Genomic DNA, 18002 nt, shown 5'->3' with positions numbered 1-18002 from the left:
ACAAACCCATCACTGTCCCGAAATAATCGTATCTGTTCGGTAAACCGAACGACATCGGTCTGTACACCTCGATAAAAAATAGGGCCACAGACCAAAGCCAGCCTGATCCACACGTTGAGAAAGGGGTAGCGATGAACGATGCAGAGAATCTGTCGAAATTGCTCGGCCACGTGACGCCGGCCGTATTCCACGAATTCATGGTCGATAAATTCAGCCTGGATTTGGTGGATCTGGACGACGACCAGACCAAGAGGGACCAGCGGGCGGCGATGGCAGCAGAACTGGCAAGCCTCGATGTCGGAGAACGGCAGCAGATCGAGGAAGTTGCCGAACGCATCGTTTTGCTGTCCGACGGTCCAGGTCAAGACGCCATCGACGGCGTCTGCCAGGACTTCTTCGACGAGCAGGATCTGGCGACGTTTTCCGCGATTCGTAACCAGTATGAACGCGCCATCTGGCTGTATCGCCATGCGCCGTCGCAATTCGATGATGCCCTGAATTCCCGGCAGGCGGACGTATTCCGCCAAAATGCTACCTGCTATTCAGGGTACGTGGCACCCAAAAATCTCGCGGTGCTGGATGACGTGGAGGCGCGTCAGTCCTTCCACATTTCCGTGGCCGAACAGCTTGGCTGTGCAGCGACAGACGTCGCTGTGCAGGTGTTCAAGCGACTGCGCCCGGACACGCAGACCGGCGAGGACGTCGAGCTGTATCAAATCAGTGTCCACCATAACCGTCCGCCCGAAATCGTCGATTGCGTCCAGGATAGTGAGCTGGTGCCGCAAGAGGTCGTGCGTGCCGTGTCCTCGCATGTCACCTACGAGCCAGCCAACGGTCATCTGGAAGTCCTGTCGAAAGACACTGACGGACGTGAAGCACTGGCGCGCATCGCGGCAGACTCGTTGCTGCAGTCGCCGATCACCGGCGAGAAGGTTCCGCTCAAGCAATACGATTATCAGAGCCTCGCAGCACCCCGGAATTTCGATATCTCCGGTGAGAACGTCGCATCGGTCAAGGTGATCGAGCTCGGCTATGCATCCGAAAACCATCGATCGCTGCTGGTTAAAATCTGGGCCAAGGACACCGACGACATCTACACGGCTGCACGCTCCCTGATCTCGCTAACCTTCGATTTCCGCCACCATCATCTCAATTACGCGAAGCTTTCCATTCGCGTCAAGAAAGTCGGCACGGATCGCGCACGCACGATCACCATCATTCTGCGCGACGAAAATCGCTGCAACATCAAGACCAAGCGCGAAAGAGATCGAGCAATGTGCGACCGCCTGCTGGCAAGGTGGAATCTGGTGAAGGAGATCGGCAGTGCAGACGATACCCCTGTCGACGCGCTCGCTGCTTGAGCTGCTCGCACTGTTCGAACAATCGAACCAGCCGATCCCCGATGCGGACGGGCAACGTCTGCTGGGCGTGCCCGGGTGGAGCCTGTCGCGCACGACGGCCCTGTCCCGGCGCGATCTCGACACATGGACGGAATGCATCGGATACGCAGGTGGCTACCCTGCCCCTTGCGGCGATGAAACGGTCATGGTCGATCTCGAGGAAGATGAATCCGGACGGTATCGCTACCGCTGTCCTGAAACCTTCCGCTCCAAATACGTGCCGGCTGATCTCGTGGCAGTTCATGCTGTCTCGGACACCAGGCTGTTGAACTACCTAGCGGACCTGCTCGAAATTCCACAGGCTCATCGCCGTGGCATCACGATGCCGGCCATTGGTAGCACGCTGTGGAACCTCGGCAAGATGCGCATCGCCGACGCGCAGGTCGATGTATGGTTGGTGCGAGGACTGTCGTCATCCATCGACCGGGTCTTCGACCACTTCCGTGCTGCGTCACTACCCGAACAGGGCTTGATCTTCACAACAGGCCAAGCCTTGCCCGACATCGTGCTGCCACCCCGGAGCTACCGCATCGTTCCGATCTCCAGCATCCTGCTGGACTACGTGGTCAGGCCGCAGGCCGACACCGACCTGCTCCATCGCCTGCTGGTAGCACCGGCGGGTAGCAAGGAGGAAAAATCGCTCCCAGTTCGCTTCGACCCGTACAGCAATACACTTGTCATCGCCACCAGGGCGGACAAGCCATGGACCATCAAGGGTGCCAAGCAGATCGCCGTGGTGAAGTATCTAGTCGAACAGTTCGAAAACGGCCGCACCCGCGTTTCTGCCGGTGACATTCTGGTTGCTGCTCACGGCTCAAAGGAGGCAGCACGCGGCAAGCGCGTGCCGAGCATTTTTAGCAGCAACGGCCAGTGGCTCGACTACATCACACATGACGACGCCGGATATGGCATCAAGCTGGAGTAGACCTGCGCCGACATTCGGCTTCACGTACAACCGCCTTCGGGCGGTTTTTTGCTTTCAGGGCCCGGATTTTTCTGGCTCCGTCTGAGCCCGTACATCAGCCCGTACATGGCGTTGGCTGACGCCCGTACATCCCGAATTCGAACATGACCTCACGTTTTCGCAACCACTCGAAAGGAGAAAAACGTGACCGTCAAACACCTCAATCAACGCGATCTGGCTGAACGCTGGGACATCAGCGAGGCCACCCTCGAACGCTGGCGCTCCGATGGCATCGGCCCCGTCTTCATGAAACTGCAAGGGCGCGTCCTGTACCGCCTCGAGGATGTCGAAGCCTACGAAACGGAAAGCCTGCGCCGAAGCACGTCCGAACCCTTCGAAGGGAAAGCGACTGCAGCCGTCCACGCTTCGATGAACCAGTAAGGGGAATCGCCATGACCGATATGACGATTTTCCCCGCCGACCTCGCGGCCATGTCCGTGGCCGAGCTCGCGGCTCTTCCTGCGGCCCAGAAAGCCGAAATCCACCGCAACCTCGCCGAAGCCAGCGAATGGCTGAAATCGGCCCGCGCGAAGTTCGACGCGGCGCTCGATGCCGCTTACGGCGAACAGGCTCGCGCAGCTCTGCGTGACTCCGGTCGCGACTTCGGCACTACACACGTGTCCGACGGCACGCTGCGCATCACGTTCGAACTGCCGCGCCGCGTGTCCTGGGACCAGGAAGGCCTGTCCAAGATGGCCGCACGCATCACGGCTGCCGGTGAGCGAGCAGAGGACTACGTGGACGTTGAGCTGTCGATTCCCGAATCACGCTTCTCGAACTGGGCGCCGGCATTGCGCGAGCAGTTTGCGCCGGCTCGTACCACCAAACCCGGTAAGCCGACTTTCCGGCTGGCCCTCCTCAACGACATGGGAGCCTGATCATGACGAATATCCTTCCGTTCGAATTCGAAGCCCACGCAGTGCGCGTCCATGTCGATGACGCTGGCCAGCCGTGGTTCAACGCCAATGACGTGTGCACTGTGCTCGAGTTCGGTAATCCGCGCCAGGCCGTCGAATCGCATGTCGATGACGAGGATGTCCAGAAGTTGGACACCCTTACGCCAGGCGGCCGTCAGCGCCAGAACCACGTCAACGAATCGGGGTTGTATGCCCTGATCCTCGGCAGCACCAAGGACGCGGCAAAACGCTTCAAGCGCTGGGTCACGAGCGAAGTGCTGCCCGCCATTCGCAAGACCGGCAGCTACAACGCCGTCGCCAGCCTGCACGCACCGACCCAGGACCGCGTGTCGTCGATCCTCCTGATCGGCGAGGCCGTGGCGAAGGTCCCTGGCGTCAAGGCCGGCATTGCGATGGCTGCAACGCTGACCTGTATCCACGAGAACACCGGTATCGCCGTCGAAACGCTGCGCCGCGCGTTGCCCGCGACGGATGCACCCATCTGCTCGCTCAACGCCACGCAGGTTGGCCAGCTTCTGAGCATCTCGGCGAAAGCCGCAAACCAGCGTCTTGCGCGTCACGGCCTGCAGATGCGCAACGACCGCGACGAGTGGGAGCTCACCTCGGCTGGCGAAGCGTGGGCCGAGGCCATGCCGTACTCACGCAACGGTCACTCGGGCTACCAGATTCTCTGGAATCCGGCAGTCGCCGAGCTGCTGAAGGAGGCCGCGTAATGGCTCTGCCCATCATCACCGCTGACCAGCGGCTAGCCGAGCGCCAAGGCGTCAAGATCGCCGTGCTCGGCAAGAGCGGTATCGGCAAGACCAGCCTGCTCCGGACGTTGCCCGAGGCCACCACCCTGTTCGTCGATCTCGAGGCGGGTGACCTCGCAGTGCGCGACTGGCAAGGCGACTGCATGCGCCCGGCTACCTGGCCGGAATTCCGCGATCTCGTCGTGTTCCTCGCAGGCCCCAACCCGGCCCTGCCACCGGAGGTGCCGTTCTCGGACGCGCATTTCCACCACGTATGCGAACGCTTCGGCGATCCGGCGCAGCTGGTCCGCTACGACACGTACTTCGTCGACAGCATCACCGTGCTCGCGCGTCTGGCACTGATCTGGGCCAGAACCCAGCCGCAGGCCGTGTCCGATCGCACGGGCAAGCCCGACATGCGCGGTGCCTATGGCCTGCTTGGCACGGAAATGCTCGCGGCACTGACCCATCTGCAGCATGCGCGCGGCAAGAACGTCGTGTTCGTCGCGATTCTCGACGAGCGTGTCGACGATTTCAACCGCAAGGTGTTCACCCCGCAGATCGAAGGCTCGAAGACTGCCGCCGAGCTGCCTGGCATCGTCGACGAGGTCGTCACACTCGCCGAGATCAAGGCCGACGACGGCACATCCTATCGCGCGTTCGTCACCCACACGCTCAACCCCTACGGCTATCCGGCCAAGGATCGCTCTGGTCAGCTCGACCTGCTCGAGCCGCCCGATCTCCACGCGCTGATCCGTAAATGCGCAGCCGCAGCGACCCAATCCCCGACGACGAGGAACTGATCATGTCCCAATGGAACGACTTCAACGATGCCGATGCCCAGCACGCTGGTTTTGAGCTGATCCCGAAGGGCACCGTCGTACCGGTTCGCATGACCATCAAACCCGGCGGCCATGACGATCCCGAGCAGGGCTGGACTGGCGGGTACGCGACCGAATCGTTCGAGACGGGCTCGGTCTATCTGGCCTGTGAATTTGTCGTGACCGACGGCCCGTATGCCAAACGCAAGATGTGGACGAACATTGGCCTCCACTCCCGCAAGGGGCCGACCTGGGGGCAGATGGGGCGCAGCTTCATCCGCGCAATTCTCAACAGCGCTCGTCACGTCCCTCCGCAGGACAACAGTCCGCAGGCATCGGCTGCCCGCCGCATCGAGAGCTTCGCCGATCTCGATGGCATCGAGTTCCTCGTGCGCGTGGACATCGAGAAGGATGCGCGCGGCGATGACCGCAACGTCGTGCGCATGGCGGTCGAACCGGATCACGCCGACTACCCCGCATTCATGGGCAGTGCCGCGAAGCCTTCGGGCTCCGGCGGCCAGTCGGGTGCTCCGGCACAGACCCCGCCAACTTTCCGTCCTGCGCCGACCACGACCCGACCGGCACCGGCGGGCAAACCTGCCTGGGCCTGACGCGGAGATCCCCAATGAAATGCTGGGTCTGCACCCGTCAGGCCCGGGGACTCACGCATGCCGATACCCGTCACGGTATCGGCAATCCCCGGCGCTACCCGATTGACTGGGCGTTCTGCTCGCGACGCTGCCAGGACGCCTTCCATGCGTTGTACGGCACCAGGCTTCGTGCCCTGGACGGCGGCGCAACCCTTGCGGAGAACACGATGATTGATCCGACTGAAGTCGAATGCGCCGCAATGAAGCGGTGCCTCAAGGCCTTCGGCGAAGCCGCTGGCGAGATTGGTTTCGACAAGCCCCTCGGCGCGTATGCCGAGGAAGAAGCCCTGCGTGTGATTGAGGCGATCGTCACCTGCTGGACGGAACAGATGGTCTCGCACCACGAGGCGACGCGCCAGTCCACCGTGCGCGGAACGACGCCACCGCGCGATCCGTTTGCCGATATGGCAGACGACCTGCCGTGGGAGGTCGCGCAATGATGGATTTCAATTCTTCGTCCACGCTGTCGGAACGAATTACCACGTTGATCGATGCCGGCATGCAGCGCACGAGCAAGCGTGAGGGCAGTCGCACATATCTCGGTGCCTCGCGTCTGGGAGCCGCGTGCGAACGTGCATTGCAGTACGAGTACGAACGCACTGCTGTCGATCACGGTCGCGACGTTCCGGGCCGCATGCTGCGCATCTTCGAGCGTGGCCATGTCATGGAGGACTGCATGGTCGCGTGGCTGCGTGATGCCGGATTCGATCTGCGCACGCGCAAGGCCGACGGCGAGCAGTTCGGCTTCTCGGCACTCGACGGCCGGTTGCAGGGGCATATCGACGGTGTGCTCGTCGGTGGTCCCGACGACGTCAGCTATCCGGCGCTCTGGGAGAACAAGTGCCTCGGTGGCAAGTCGTGGCGTGAATTGCTCAAGCACCGGCTCGCCGTCGCCAAACCCATCTATGCCGCACAGGTCGCGCTCTATCAGGCCTATCTCGGTCTGCACGAGCATCCTGCCGTGTTCACCGCAATCAACGCCGACACGATGGATCTGTACATCGAGCTGGTTCCGTTCGATGCAGTGCTTGCGCAACGCATGTCCGACCGTGCTGTGACGGTGATCAGCGCGAGCGACACCGGCGAGCGACTGCCACGCGCATTCAACGATCCCACTCACTTCGAATGCCGGATGTGCGCGTGGCAGGACCGCTGCTGGAACACACGGCCATAACCGCAATCGGGGAGAACTCAAAATGATCGATTTCAACGACATCCCGTCCTCCGTACATGAGGACACGAACCGTGACGAGATCCGCGCGACATTGATTGCCCATATCGAATCGGTCCTCACCGTCCTGTACCCCGCAGGCAAGCAGCGCCGGGGTCTGTTCCTTGTCGGTGACGTATTGGGTAGCCCGGGCGACAGCCTGGAAATAGTGCTCGCCGGAGAGAAGGCCGGATTGTGGACCGACCGCGCTACCGGTGACGGCGGCGACATCTTCGATCTGATCGCGGCATGGCTCGGTGTCAACGCTCACGTCGATTTCCCGCGCGTGCTGCAGGAGGCACGCGAGCTGATTGGACAGAGCGCCCTCACGCCGAAACGACGCACGAAAAAGGAAGCGCCGATCGACGATCTTGGCCCGGCCACGGCGAAGTGGGACTACCTTGATGCTAGTGGCCAGCTGATCGCTGTCGTCTACCGCTACGATCCACCGGGCCGGAAGAAGGAATTCCGGCCGTGGGATGCGAAGCGCCGCAAGATGGCCCCGCCCAATCCGCGCCCTCTCTACAACCAGCCGGGCATGGTCGACGCCTCGCAGGTGGTCCTGGTCGAGGGCGAGAAATGCGCGCAGACGCTGATCAACGCAGGCATCGTCGCTACCACGGCGATGCACGGTGCGAACGCGCCCGTCGAGAAGACCGACTGGTCTCCACTCGCGGAGAAGGCCGTGCTCATCTGGCCCGACCGCGACAAACCCGGCTGGGAATACGCCACGCAGGCAGCACAGGCCATCCTCACGGCAGGCGCAAAATCCTGCCACATCCTGTATCCGCCCGAGGAAGCATCAGAAGGATGGGATGCAGCGGATGCAATGGCTGAGGGTTTCGATCTCGCAGCCTTTCTCGCCCACGCCCCGCGTGCCCAGATCTACAACGTCGACGTCGAACAGGAACCCGCCGTCGGCAGCGACGAATCCGTGTGGGGCACGGAAGACGCGCTGGCGCTGGCCTTCACCCGCCGTTACTACCGCGACTGGCGCTACGTGTCCGCATGGGGGCGCTGGATGATGTGGGATGGCCATCGCTGGCGCTCCGAAGACACCCTGGCCGCTACCGACCTGATCCGTAGCGTGTGCCGTCACACGGCCGTGCGTGCAGAAAACCCGAAGATTGCCGCCAGGCTCGCCAGTTCTGGCACGGTCGCTGGTGTCGAACGGCTGGCTCGATCGGATCGCCGACATGCGGCCACCACCGCCGAATGGGACGCCGACCCGTGGCTGCTCAACACGCCGGGTGGCGTGGTCGATCTCACGACTGGCAGGCAACGTGCGCACGACCGTACCGACCGGATGACTCGGGTCACCACAGCGACCCAAAGTGGCAACTGTCCTATCTGGCGGCAGTTCCTCACCGAGGTCACGGGCGGGGATATCGAGCTACAGGCCTATCTGCAACGGACGGCGGGCTACGCGCTCACCGGTTCGACGCAGGAGCACGCGCTGTTCTTCCTCTACGGCACGGGCGCGAACGGCAAGTCGGTATTCGTCAACACGCTGGCAACGATCCTCGGCGACTACGCCACTAACGCGCCGATGGACACATTCATGGAAACGCGCAACGACAGGCACCCGACCGACATGGCTAGCCTGCGTGGCGCGCGCTTCGTGTCGGCCATCGAAACCGAACAGGGACGGCGCTGGGCCGAGTCAAAGATCAAAAACCTCACGGGTGGCGACAAGATCTCCGCGCGCTTCATGCGGCAGGACTTCTTCGAGTTTCTCCCGCAGTTCAAGTTGTTCGTTGCCGGTAACCACAAGCCTGCGATCCGCAACATCGACGAAGCGATGAAGCGGCGTCTGCACCTGATCCCGTTCACGATCACCATACCGCCCGAGCGCCGCGACAAGCTGCTCCAGCAGAAGCTCCTGGCCGAGCGCGACGGCATTCTGGCCTGGGCAGTTCAGGGCTGCCTCGACTGGCAACGTCTCGGGCGGCTTGATCCACCGCAACAGGTGAAGGACGCGACCGACGAGTATTTCGAGGCCGAGGATGCGCTGGGCCGCTGGCTCGACGAACGCTGTGTACGCGAGGCCAACGCGAAGTCGCTGACTGCGGAATTGTTCAACGACTGGAAGCAATGGGCCGAATCCGCCGGGGAGTTTGTTGGATCACAACGGCGGTTTTCCGATCTGCTCATCACGCGTGGATGCGAGCAATGGAAAAACACCGCAGGTCTGCGCGGTTTCAGGGGCATCGACCTCAAGCACCCGCATACGCCCGCATACACCCCATACGCCGACAACTGAGTCGCCATTCAAACATGCCGAACGGCGCAGCCGGCGCATTACAACGTAACTCTTATACGCGTGCGCGTGCGCGCGCACACAAGGGTATTACGTTTTGCTCTGCCGGCTGCGCCGTTCCTCCCCAACAGGAACGACTGCAATCATGATCACGACGATTCTCGCCCTTGATCTGGGCACGACCACCGGCTGGGCGCTGCGGCGGAGTGATGGCGGTATCACGAGCGGCGCGCAGCACTTCCGGCCGCAGCGTTTCGAAGGCGGTGGCATGCGCTTTCTGCGCTTTCGTCGCTCGCTCTCGGAACTGCGCGGCAGCGCCGGGGATATTCACGCTGTGTACTTCGAGGAAGTGCGCCGTCATGCCGGTGTCGACGCAGCACATGCGTATGGCGGATTCCTCGCCACGCTCTCGGCATGGTGCGAGCACCACCGTATCCCCTACCAGGGTGTGCCGGTGGGCACGATCAAGAAGCACGCGACTGGCCGGGGCAATGCGAGCAAGGATGAAGTCATCGCCGCGATGCGCGCGCTCGGACATGCCGTGGCCGACGACAACGAAGCCGACGCGCTGGCGCTGCTCCACTGGGCCGCTGACACGCAGGGGGAGTGAGATGAAGATCCCGGCTCCGCACTCCCCGTCCTCGCTTGCCCGCCATCAGCCCGTGACCGTGGATCTGGAAGCGACCAAGCGCGATGGCTGGCAGCAGCAACGTATCCTCGTCATCGCCGAGCATGACGAGCGGCTGGATTTCATCGAGCGTGAATTCGTGCGCCGGATCGGCAACCGGCTCTATGGCCCGCCCGGCCACGGAGGTCGCCATGGCTGAGTGGAGCGTCGATACTGTGGCAGCACGCTTTGTCGAGGCAGCAGAAACCAGCCACCGTCTGCCGCCCGTGCGTGTTCAGGGCTACTTCAACGTCTGGCCGGAATTCGTGCGCCGCGAATGGGAAGCACTTGCGAACGAGGATCGCGAGTGCCGTCCGTTGCCGCCGTCACCATCTGCGGTCGACCGGATGCTGGAAACGATGCGCTGGGTGCAGTGGCTCGAAGAGGAACAGCGGCATCTTGTCTGGATGCGTGCCGAACGGCATCGTTGGGAAGACATCGCGAAGCGTTTCGGCTGCGTCGCGCGGACTGCCCAGCGCCGGTGGGATAGCGCCATGCAGCACATCGTCCAGCAACTCGACACCGGGAATCAATAGACGTTGCGGGTCGTTAAGGGATCCTTCAAGCATATGCAGAACCATACCAAGATCCCACGATTTCCAGGGTGTCGCATTTTGAGGAAATTTCGCTAAGATTCCGGCTATGGTTGCGAGAGGTGGATCTCGCACCGCCCCCTCCTCTCTTGCCCGCGATGAGCCTCGCTCGCGCGGGTTTTTTATTTCCGCTGCCGATGCCGGCCCTTCAAATCGACTATCGTCCGATCGAGTCGCTGATCCCGTACGCCCGTAACGCGCGCACGCACAGCGATGAGCAGATCGCCCAGATTGCGGCGAGTATCCGGGAATTTGGCTTCAACAACCCGGTGCTGGTCGATGGTCACCGCGGCGTCATCGCTGGTCACGGTCGCCTCCTCGCTGCGCGCCAGCTTGCGATGACCGAGGTGCCCGTGATCGAACTCGCGCACCTGTCCGAGACGCAGAAGCGCGCGTTCATCCTCGCGGAGAACAAACTCACGGAACGCGCGGGCTGGGATGGTGAGCTGCTGTCGCTCGAGCTGGCCGATCTGCAGGCGGCCGGGTTCGACCTTGATCTGACCGGCTTCGATGACAACGAGATTGCGGAGCTGCTCGGCGACAATGAATCCGAGTCGGTCGATGGCGACGACGCCGCTGACGATGTGCCGGAGGCACCGACCACGCCGGTCGCTCGGGCCGGTGATGTGTGGCAGATTGGCACGCATCGGCTCATCTGCGGTGATGCTGCCGATCCGACGGTCATCGCGACGCTGATGGGCGAGGATCGCGCATCGTTGTGCTTCACCAGCCCGCCCTACGGCAGCCAGCGCGACTACACAAACACGATCGTCGATTGGGACGGCTTGATGCGCGGCGTGTTTGCCGCACTGCCGATGGCCACAGACGGCCAGGTGCTCGTCAATCTCGGGCTGATCCATCGCGACAATGAAGTCATCCCCTACTGGGACGGCTGGCTGCAGTGGATGCACGCGTCCGGCTGGCGGCGCTTCGGCTGGTATGTGTGGGATCAGGGCCCGGGAATGCCCGGTGACTGGAACGGCCGCCTCGCGCCGAGCTTCGAGTTCGTTTTCCATTTCAACCGCGAAGCGCGGCGTCCGAACAAGATCGTGCCGTGCAAGCACGCCGGTCAGGAATCGCATCTGCGTGCCGATGGCTCGTCGACCGCAATGCGCAAGAAGGATGGCGAGGTCGGCGGCTGGTCGCACGCCGGCACGCCAACGCAGGACACCCGCATCCCCGACAGCGTGATCCGGATCATGCGCCACAAGGGCACGATCGGAGAAGGCATCGATCACCCGGCGGTATTTCCGGTCGCACTTCCTGAGCACGTGATGCTGGCGTTCTCCGATGCGAGTGACGTAGTGTTCGAGCCGTTTAATGGCTCCGGCACGTCACTGCTCGCGGCGGAACGCACGCGCCGTCGCTGCCGTGCAGTCGAGATCGCACCCGAATACGTGGATGTCGCGATCCGCCGCTTCCTGCAGCACTACCCGGACGCCGAGGTGACACTGGCGAGCTCCGGACGGTCCTTCGAGCAGGTCGGAGCTGAACGTGTCGCCATCGACGAGGTCGCCCATGCGTAATCCGGTCACTAACGTCAAAATCGAGTTGCGACCGGTCGACGTGCTGATCCCGTATGCGCGGAACGCCAAGCAGCATTCCGATGCACAGGTGGCGCAGATCGCCTCGAGCATCATCGAGTTTGGCTGGGGTGCGCCGATCCTGGTCGATGGCCAGAACAACGTCATCGCCGGCCATGGTCGTCTGCTCGCGGCGCGCAAGCTCGGACTCACCGAAGTGCCGGTGGTGCCGATGACGCACCTGACCGACATCCAGCGTCGCGCGCTGATCCTGGCCGACAACAAGATCGGCGAGAACGCATCGTGGGACGATAAGCTGCTAGGCCTCGAGCTGGCCGAGCTGAAGGACGCTGGCATCGATCTCGCGCTCACCGGCTTCAGCACCGACGAATGGGATGCGCTGATCGCCGGCGACGAACCGGATCACGGCGGGCAAACCGACGAAGATGCCGTCCCGGAGGTCGATGAGATCCCGGTGTCACGTTCTGGTGATGTCTGGCTGCTCGGCGAGCATCGGCTGTTGTGTGGCGATGCAACGAAGGCCGAATCGTACAAGACGCTGCTCGGCGATGAGCTGGCCGACATGGTGTTCACGGATCCGCCGTACAACGTCAACTACGCGAACACTGCGAAGGACAAGCTGCGCGGCAAGAATCGCCCGATCCTGAACGACAATCTCGGCGAAGGTTTCGAGGCGTTTCTGACCGCAGCCTGTCAGAACATCCTGACAGTCACCAAGGGCGCCGTGTACATCGCCATGTCGTCGAGCGAGCTCGATACGCTGCAGTCGGCGTTCCGTGTCGCTGGCGGTCGCTGGTCGACGTTCATCATCTGGGCCAAGAACACCTTCACGCTCGGCCGCGCCGATTACCAACGGCAGTACGAGCCGATCCTCTACGGCTGGCGCGACGGTGCCGATCACTTCTGGTGCGGCGCACGCGATCAGGGCGATGTCTGGCAGATCAAAAAGCCCGCGAAGAACGACCTGCATCCGACGATGAAGCCGGTCGAGCTCGTTGAACGTGCGGTGCGCAACAGCAGCAAGACGCGCGACATCGTGCTGGATCCGTTCGGTGGCTCGGGCACGACGCTGATCGCCAGCGAGAAATCGGGACGACGCGCGCGATTGATCGAACTCGATCCGAAGTACGTCGACGTGATCGTGCGCCGATGGCAGGATTACACGGGCGCCGAAGCAATACGCGCCCACGATGGGGCGCGCTTCGGTGAGACTTTGCAGGAGCCTCAGTGAGGATTTTCGGGGGCGTCAGTCGACGATCCGGTAGATGCGTTCCTCGCCCTGTTTGTCGGATGTGACGTTGAGTCCGAGTTTCTTCTTCAGAGCGCCGGCCAGCGTGCCTCGCACCGTGTGGCTTTGCCAGCTGGTCGCCTCGCAGATCTGCGCGATCGTGGCGCCTTCCGGTCGGCGCAGCATTGTGATCACCAGTGCCTGCTTGCTGTTCTCGCGCGCGCGGCGTGGTGCCTTGATCCCGAGGTTTGCTTCGGCGGTTTCGACTGCAACCTCCATCTCAGGATCGACGGATGCGACCAGTTCAGGGCGCGGTACACCCAGCGCATCGTAACCCTCGGCAGCCACAAACCAATCGGTGCCGTCGGTGGTGATCAGGGCGCGGTTCGACAGGCCATCGATCACCTTCTTGCGAGCGCCGCCCTTTATGTTGTCGGGAAACCAGTCGATCTTGCCGCTGGTGTGGTTGATCGCGTACGTGAGGATCGCGTGTTGGGCGGGCGTCAGTTCGATGGTGCTCATGGTCGTACTCCTCTCGTGGTGGATGACGACTCCATGAACACGCTGTTCAATCGCAAAGCCAAGCTGAATTGCTAATGCCGCGTCGAGCGCCGACACCCTGTCGGTTTCCTGGATGCGCGGCGGTGCTAGCTTCACCCGGCTATTGCGCGGCGCACCGTGGATGGGAGCATCGCGATTACGGTCGCGCACGGCGGACGTTTGACGCGGAGCTTGGCTTCTACAAGTCGATGGCCTGGCAGCAATGTCGTGCTGCGTATCTGCGGGCACATCCGCTGTGCGCGCATTGCGCGAGACGCGGTCAGACCGTTACCGCCAGGGTCGTTGACCACGTCGTGCCGATCAAGGATGGCGGTGCGCGCTTCGACTGGATCAACCTGCAGTCGCTGTGCACGCCGTGCCACAACCGCAAGACCGCCACGGAAACAGCGCAGCGCGCTCTCCGTCGGCTGGCTCGCTGACAAACGCGCTGTGTGCGCCTCGCTGCGCGCCTGAACGAAACTGCCGCGTCAGCGCAAACGGGGCGCGACATGTGGCCACGTGGGCGCCCGCAGCGGCATCGATGGACCCCGAGGGGGGATCGAATCTCTGAGGCCGTCGGCCCCGGGATCGTGCGCGTGCCTGAATTTTTGCGCGTGCAAAATGAAACAGGGGGGGATTACAGTCCTCTAGCTTAAGACTCGAACATGAGTTCGGCTCGGTCTTGCTATCCTGTGCGGGTCAAATCACTGCCCGATTGCTCCATGTTTGACCAATTCACGCTACAGCTGGCTCTATCTATAACCGGAAAGAAGCTTGGGCCGCTATTTACGGAAATGACCGGAATGTCGATACGGGCGGGGGAACGGTTGTCAAAGTTCCCCGAAGGAGACACGCGGATTCGTCGCTCTGTCGTAGCGCAGTTTGCACGTGTGAACGAGTGCTCGATGGATGAGGCTATTCAAGTTTTCGCTCATCTGCCAAGCGTTCGCGAACAGAGGCCATCCCCCTTAGCTGACTACGTTGCAATCAGCCCGAGATTTGATCAGAGCCGCAAGAACTACGCCCGCTCATTGAGACTAGCCCAAGAATTGGACGAGTATTCCAGGCACTACATGCAGCTGCGCTCGACCGAGGAGGGATTCACAAAATTTCGTGAATATCTACTCGCCACCGGCCATGGAAAGCCTGAGTTCTTTGCGGACCTGAATGAACGCGACTTCGATGCGCCCCGGCTTTGGTCTGAATTTCATGCGGCGCAAAGCTGGGAGGATGCACGTGAGTCGCTGCATGCGTTCATCTGGAATGCGCTGCTCGACTGGCTGGCCTGTTGGGACCTTGAGTTTTGCATGGATTGGATTCCCAATCGAATTCCGAACCCGCTTTTCACCCTTGTCACGCCGTCAGTATCTGCGGAGATCCTGGAGCAGGAGACGGCGACGCTCGATAAAAAACGCAACTGGTATCGACTGCCGATTGACCGTCTTATCGACGTCACCTCAGTGTTGGTGAGTGGCGTGCGGAATCGCTCGATCCCGAAAAAGAAACCGTTACTCAAAACCTTCGCCGCGTGGGCGCGGGTCGAGCCGCAATGGCTCGCGAACGTACGAACCGGCGAGCGCAAACTTACGCTTCGGCGTTTCTGTAGCTTGTGGGAAACAGCCATCGTGCGCGACACGGATCCGAACATCGGTCCACCTATTCCCTTGTTCGTCGCGGCGCACGCCTTCACGGTGCTGCTTGTACGCCAACACCGACCAGGCCACATTGCGCAAATCGTAACCGTGAATGAGGATCGATATCGGACGATGTGGAAAAGCCATCGGGATGCCGTGATTGAGGCGGGCGCCAAACCTGGTACCCGCCCGTGGCCGAAGATTCTAGGATGACTATTTACTGCTCCTCGTCTTGCAGTCGGTCTTGCCAGTCATCGGGCCGCTCGTCTTCCCCGCGAGATTGCCAATACGCATCGTTTTCGGGGTTGAGTTGATTGGCGTGATTGTCGAGATCGTGCTTTTCCATGTTGACTCCACTGAAGGTTAATGTGGCCACCCGCCGTGGGTGAAACCAAAACCATTGTCCGGTTGACCACGAAGAAATTAATCCCGTTTTTTTGACGAAATGAGCGTGGTCGTTGAACACCACCGCTCGCGCGGCAATCCCCGTTGCTGCCAAACGTCATCTAACCGACAGCTATGGCTGGCCGAAAACCCCTCCCCACCACCGTCAAGAAGATCAAGGGCACGCTGCAGAAATGCCGGACCAATTCGCGCGAGCCACAGCCGCCAGGCGATCTGGTCGACCCGCCCGAGTACATGAGCGAAGGGGCAAAGGACGCCTGGCGCTACGCGATCGAAAACGCGCCGGCGCATCTGCTCAAACGGCTCGATATGTCCGTCCTCGAGGTCTGGGCGTGTGCCGCCGATCTGTATCGCAAAGCGCAGGCAGGCCTCGCCAAGACCGGTTTGCTGATCAAGGCACCGAACACTGGCGTACCAATGCAGTCGCCGTACCTCGCGATTGTCAACAAGCAGGCGCAGATCATGACCAAGGCGGCCACCGAGATGGGATTCACACCGGCGTCGCGCTCGCGCGTCACGCTACCGGTCGAAGCGGCAGACGAGCTCGATCCATGGTCGGAGATTGCCGGCTGATGGCCGCCAGCCGCTACGGTGCCACGGCGAAACGTTACGCCGAGGCAGTGGTCGCAGGCGAAATTACCGCCTGCCGCTGGGTCAAGCTCGCCTGCCAGCGACAACTGAATGATCTCGCCCGCTTCAAGGGCAAGAGCAGTCCGTATCGGTTCAATCCGAAGCTCGCGGACAAGTCCGGCAAGCCGTTTGCGCCCGCGGACAACCTGTGCGCGTTCATCGAGCGGCTGCCCCACGTCAAGGGGCCGCTGGCCGGTGAGTCAATCACGCTCGAGCCGTGGCAGGTGTTCATCCTGACCACCGTGTTCGGCTGGGTGCAGGCTGATGGCCGGCGCCGTTTCCGGCGCTCATACATTGAAGTGCCGCGCGGCAACGCCAAATCGACGCTGTCGTCCGCAGTGGGCCTGTACATGCTCGCGGCCGACGGTGAAGGCGGCGCAGAGGTGTATTCGCTGGCGACGACACGCGACCAGGCGCGCATCGTGTTTGGCGACGCACAGACGATGGCCCGGCGCAGCGCCGGATTCCGCTCGCGCTTTGGTGTCGCCGTCGGAGCGCACAACATGAATGTGCTGGCGTCCGGCTCCAAGTTCGAAGCGCTTTCCGCCGAGGGCTCCACGCTCGACGGCCTGAACATCCACTTCGGCTGCGTCGATGAACTGCACGCCCACAAGACGCGCACCGTCTACGACGTGGTCGAAACGGGAACCGGCAAACGGAACAACTCGCTGCTGTGGGTGATCACGACGGCGGGCAGCAACCGGGCCGGGATCTGCTACGAGATCCGCACCTTCGTCACGAAGCTGCTTGAGGGCGTGTTCGAGGACGACAGTCAGTTCGGCATCGTGTACGGCCTCGACGACGGTGACGACTGGACGACTGAGGAAGCGCTGATCAAGGCGAATCCGAACTGGGGCATCTCGGCCCAGCCCGAGGTACTGGTGCCCCTGCAGGCCAAGGCCATGCAGTTGCCGAGCGCGGTCAACAACTTCAAGACCAAGCACCTCAACGAGTGGGTCAACGCCGACACCGCGTGGATGGATATGCGGGCGTGGGACCGGTGCGCCGATGCTGCGCTCGATCTCGATACGTTTGCGGGACAGTCCTGCTGGATCGGACTCGACCTCGCGAGCAAAACGGATATCGCCGCGCTGATGCTGCTGTTCGCGCATCCCGAGATCGAAGGCGGATATGCCATCTTCGGTCGTTACTACCTGCCCGAGGACACCGTGATGGCGACCAGCAACAGCCAGTACGCGGGCTGGATGCGCAATGGCCGGCTCACCGTCACGCCTGGCAACGTGATCGATTTCGGGTGGATCGAGGCCGACCTGATCGAAATGTCGAGCCGCTTTCAGGTACAGGGCGTGGCGTTCGATCCCTTCCAGGCGACGCAATTGTCGACCCGGATGCTCGCCGAAGGCCTCCCGATGATCGAGGTGCGCCCGACCGTGCTGAATTTCTCGGAACCGATGAAGGCACTCGAAGCGCTCGTGCTGCAGCGCCGGCTGATCCACGACGGCGATCCGGTATTGGGCTGGATGGTGAGCAACGTGGTCGCTCACCTCGACGCGAAGGACAATATCTACCCGCGCAAGGAGCGCCCGGAGAACAAGATCGACGGCATTGTCGCGCTGATCATGGCGCTGTCGCGCGCGCTCGTCGGTGACGGCACCCCGAAGATGCCCGACGACTATTCCTTGATGATCGTATGAGCCCGCTGACCTACAACGCTTCCCTGCTGACCGGTATTTCCCTGATCGGCTCGGGCGTCGCGCTTATCAGCATTCCAGCGGCACTGGTAGCGGTTGGCTCGCTTGTGCTCGCTTTCACAGTGTTCGGCGCGCTCGTCGCGAGGAAGTGATCCG

22 protein-coding genes are annotated in these 18002 nt (G+C 62.1%); 20 read left to right on the top strand and 2 right to left on the bottom strand.

Annotation, left to right across the window (positions count from 1 at the left end; translation table 11 throughout):
- Positions 1-131 precede the first annotated feature (131 nt).
- The 15 genes from PWP93_RS02635 (at position 132) to PWP93_RS02565 (ending at position 12988) form a co-directional block, all read left to right on the top strand.
- Positions 132-1361: a hypothetical protein gene (locus tag PWP93_RS02635; protein WP_421043361.1), complete on the top strand. Its 1230-nt coding sequence runs from the start codon at positions 132-134 to the stop codon at positions 1359-1361.
- The gene (locus PWP93_RS02630; RefSeq protein ID WP_421043360.1) at positions 1324-2325 is read left to right on the top strand and encodes a hypothetical protein; all 1002 of its coding nucleotides are present in this window, start codon (positions 1324-1326) and stop codon (positions 2323-2325) included. Before PWP93_RS02635 ends, PWP93_RS02630 begins: the two co-directional genes overlap by 38 nt.
- 183 nt (positions 2326-2508) lie before the next feature.
- Entirely contained in the window at positions 2509-2745 is a 237-nt protein-coding gene (locus PWP93_RS02625; RefSeq protein ID WP_421043359.1) for a helix-turn-helix domain-containing protein, read from the top strand.
- Between the two features lie 11 nt (positions 2746-2756).
- Positions 2757-3242 carry a hypothetical protein gene (locus PWP93_RS02620; RefSeq protein ID WP_421043358.1) on the top strand — a complete coding sequence of 162 codons (486 nt, stop codon included), beginning with the start codon at positions 2757-2759 and terminating at the stop codon, positions 3240-3242.
- Between the two features lie 2 nt (positions 3243-3244).
- Positions 3245-3994, top strand: a complete 750-nt coding sequence (locus PWP93_RS02615) for a Bro-N domain-containing protein (RefSeq protein ID WP_421043357.1) — start codon at positions 3245-3247, stop codon at positions 3992-3994.
- Positions 3994-4815: an ATP-binding protein gene (locus PWP93_RS02610; protein ID WP_059538813.1), complete on the top strand. Its 822-nt coding sequence runs from the start codon at positions 3994-3996 to the stop codon at positions 4813-4815. Before PWP93_RS02615 ends, PWP93_RS02610 begins: the two co-directional genes overlap by 1 nt.
- A 2-nt stretch (positions 4816-4817) precedes the next feature.
- Positions 4818-5444, top strand: coding sequence for a hypothetical protein (locus tag PWP93_RS02605; protein WP_421043356.1), 627 nt, complete (start codon positions 4818-4820; stop codon positions 5442-5444).
- 14 nt (positions 5445-5458) lie between these two features.
- Positions 5459-5923, top strand: a complete 465-nt coding sequence (locus PWP93_RS02600) for a DUF6511 domain-containing protein (protein ID WP_421043355.1) — start codon at positions 5459-5461, stop codon at positions 5921-5923.
- Positions 5920-6657 (top strand): hypothetical protein, encoded by a 738-nt coding sequence (locus PWP93_RS02595; protein WP_059538815.1) that lies wholly within the window; start codon positions 5920-5922, stop codon positions 6655-6657. The genes PWP93_RS02600 and PWP93_RS02595 overlap by 4 nt, the downstream gene beginning before the upstream one ends.
- Positions 6658-6679: 22 nt before the next feature.
- The gene (locus PWP93_RS02590; RefSeq protein ID WP_421043354.1) at positions 6680-8956 is read left to right on the top strand and encodes a phage/plasmid primase, P4 family; all 2277 of its coding nucleotides are present in this window, start codon (positions 6680-6682) and stop codon (positions 8954-8956) included.
- Positions 8957-9098: 142 nt separating this feature from the next.
- On the top strand, positions 9099-9563 hold the full coding sequence (locus tag PWP93_RS02585; RefSeq protein WP_421043353.1) for a crossover junction endodeoxyribonuclease RuvC: 465 nt from the start codon (positions 9099-9101) through the stop codon (positions 9561-9563).
- Between the two features lies 1 nt (position 9564).
- Positions 9565-9780: a hypothetical protein gene (locus PWP93_RS02580; protein ID WP_421043352.1), complete on the top strand. Its 216-nt coding sequence runs from the start codon at positions 9565-9567 to the stop codon at positions 9778-9780.
- Positions 9773-10156, top strand: coding sequence for a DUF6362 family protein (locus PWP93_RS02575; RefSeq protein WP_421043351.1), 384 nt, complete (start codon positions 9773-9775; stop codon positions 10154-10156). The genes PWP93_RS02580 and PWP93_RS02575 overlap by 8 nt, the downstream gene beginning before the upstream one ends.
- A gap of 194 nt (positions 10157-10350) precedes the next feature.
- Positions 10351-11739, top strand: a complete 1389-nt coding sequence (locus tag PWP93_RS02570; RefSeq protein ID WP_421044988.1) for a site-specific DNA-methyltransferase — start codon at positions 10351-10353, stop codon at positions 11737-11739.
- Positions 11732-12988: a site-specific DNA-methyltransferase gene (locus PWP93_RS02565; RefSeq protein WP_421043350.1), complete on the top strand. Its 1257-nt coding sequence runs from the start codon at positions 11732-11734 to the stop codon at positions 12986-12988. Before PWP93_RS02570 ends, PWP93_RS02565 begins: the two co-directional genes overlap by 8 nt.
- Positions 12989-13003: 15 nt before the next feature.
- Here PWP93_RS02565 and PWP93_RS02560 read toward each other — a convergent pair whose 3' ends face one another.
- On the bottom strand, positions 13004-13507 hold the full coding sequence (locus PWP93_RS02560; protein ID WP_421043349.1) for a DUF3489 domain-containing protein: 504 nt from the start codon (positions 13505-13507) through the stop codon (positions 13004-13006).
- A 122-nt stretch (positions 13508-13629) separates the two neighbouring features.
- Between PWP93_RS02560 and PWP93_RS02555 the strand changes: the two genes are divergently transcribed.
- Both PWP93_RS02555 and PWP93_RS02550 read left to right on the top strand, forming a co-directional pair.
- The gene (locus tag PWP93_RS02555; protein ID WP_197422261.1) at positions 13630-13965 is read left to right on the top strand and encodes an HNH endonuclease; all 336 of its coding nucleotides are present in this window, start codon (positions 13630-13632) and stop codon (positions 13963-13965) included.
- A 465-nt stretch (positions 13966-14430) separates the two neighbouring features.
- A complete protein-coding gene (locus tag PWP93_RS02550; RefSeq protein WP_421043348.1) occupies positions 14431-15372 on the top strand; it encodes a hypothetical protein in 942 nt (313 codons plus the stop codon).
- A gap of 4 nt (positions 15373-15376) precedes the next feature.
- On the opposite strand, the gene PWP93_RS02545 is transcribed toward PWP93_RS02550, so the two are convergent.
- Complete coding sequence (locus tag PWP93_RS02545; protein WP_269435335.1) at positions 15377-15505, bottom strand: hypothetical protein; 129 nt, start codon at positions 15503-15505, stop codon at positions 15377-15379.
- 173 nt (positions 15506-15678) lie between these two features.
- On the opposite strand from PWP93_RS02545, the gene PWP93_RS02540 reads away from it, so the two are divergent.
- The 3 genes from PWP93_RS02540 to PWP93_RS02530 are packed head-to-tail and all read left to right on the top strand — an operon-like array spanning position 15679 to position 17998.
- The gene (locus PWP93_RS02540; RefSeq protein ID WP_082758265.1) at positions 15679-16137 is read left to right on the top strand and encodes a phage terminase small subunit P27 family; all 459 of its coding nucleotides are present in this window, start codon (positions 15679-15681) and stop codon (positions 16135-16137) included.
- Positions 16116-17849 carry a terminase large subunit gene (locus PWP93_RS02535; protein WP_421043347.1) on the top strand — a complete coding sequence of 578 codons (1734 nt, stop codon included), beginning with the start codon at positions 16116-16118 and terminating at the stop codon, positions 17847-17849. Before PWP93_RS02540 ends, PWP93_RS02535 begins: the two co-directional genes overlap by 22 nt.
- Positions 17846-17998 carry a hypothetical protein gene (locus PWP93_RS02530; protein ID WP_421043346.1) on the top strand — a complete coding sequence of 51 codons (153 nt, stop codon included), beginning with the start codon at positions 17846-17848 and terminating at the stop codon, positions 17996-17998. The genes PWP93_RS02535 and PWP93_RS02530 overlap by 4 nt, the downstream gene beginning before the upstream one ends.
- The last annotated feature ends 4 nt before the right edge of the window (positions 17999-18002 follow it).

The organism is Paraburkholderia sp. A1RI-2L (assembly GCF_048957375.1).
GTDB lineage: Bacteria > Pseudomonadota > Gammaproteobacteria > Burkholderiales > Burkholderiaceae > Paraburkholderia.
This window is presented reverse-complemented; position numbering and strand designations above follow the sequence as displayed.